The organism is Pseudomonas sp. AGC41, assembly GCF_057334555.1.
Genome location: NZ_JBHFJB010000036.1, coordinates 1 through 1,030, shown reverse-complemented (window position 1 = coordinate 1,030; position 1,030 = coordinate 1). Strand labels below are relative to the sequence as shown.

The window sequence follows — 1,030 nt, the reverse complement described above, 5'->3', positions numbered from 1 at the left end:
CCACGGATCAGCAGCGTTCTGTTTTACAGATGCTCGACGCAACACAACCCCATCCCATTGCCTACACGCCCTACGGTCACCGCCCTCAGGAAAGCGGCCTTCTCAGCCTGCTCGGCTTCAACGGGGAGCGACTGGACCCAGTGACTGGGCATTATTTGCTGGGTAACGGGTACCGGGCGTTCAATCCGGTGCTGATGCGGTTCAATAGTCCGGACAGTTTGAGTCCGTTTGCCAAGGGTGGGTTGAATGCTTATGCGTACTGCATCGGAGATCCGGTTAACAAGTCCGATCCCTCTGGGCATTTCCCCAACGTATGGAAAAGCCCTCCGAACCTTATCGGGCTGACGAAACCTCAACGCTATAAAGCGCCACTTGGAGCGTTTGAAAAGTTCAAGGGCGCGCCACATATCCTTGAAGAAATCGTCAGCTATTTACCTAAATCAGACATGGTCTCGCTTGCTTCGACGTCACGGGCCATGAAACAAGAAATCTATTCGACTGCCAAGTCACCTGTCCCCCTCTTCAAACCGGAACTAGGAGAAGCCTCAATAGATAGTGTCAAATCCGCAGCACGGGGTCACATGAATGGATTCATTCCTGCTCACGCAATCGAGATGGCAAAAGCTTATCAACAAAAAGAAGACGTATTGAAGACTCTTCTTATCCGTCGCACTGAGGCGAGGGAGGATGCCTTCTTCACCGAGTTGCCGCGGCATGATAATTCAGGAAGACGACATGCGTTTTATGCACCTGACTGACTCTGCCCGCCTCGAAAACGCCGCGAGCACATAAAAGGGGCGGCATCTCACTGCCGCCTTTCATTACTACAGGCCCAACCTCACGCCGCACTAAACAACTTATGCGGATCAATCACAAACTTCTTCGGCACACCCGCATCGAACTCGCCGTACCCCTTCGGCGCGTCATCCAGGCTGATCACCTGCACGCCAACGATTTCAGCGATGTTGATGCGCCCCCCCCGATGAGCAGGGCCCAGCTAGTGGCTATCATACCTAACACTTCTGCTAGC

1 protein-coding gene and 1 pseudogene are annotated in these 1,030 nt (G+C 53.5%); one reads left to right on the top strand and one right to left on the bottom strand.

Annotated elements, in window-relative coordinates; translation table 11 throughout:
* The coding region (locus ACE04F_RS06670; protein ID WP_486105527.1) for an RHS repeat-associated core domain-containing protein at window positions 1-758 on the top strand (758 nt) is incomplete at its 5' end.
* An 80-nt stretch (window positions 759-838) separates the two neighbouring features.
* Here ACE04F_RS06670 and ACE04F_RS06665 read toward each other — a convergent pair.
* Window positions 839-973, bottom strand: a pseudogene (locus tag ACE04F_RS06665) (formaldehyde dehydrogenase, glutathione-independent); the annotation flags it as partial.
* Between the last annotated feature and the right edge of the window lie 57 nt (window positions 974-1,030).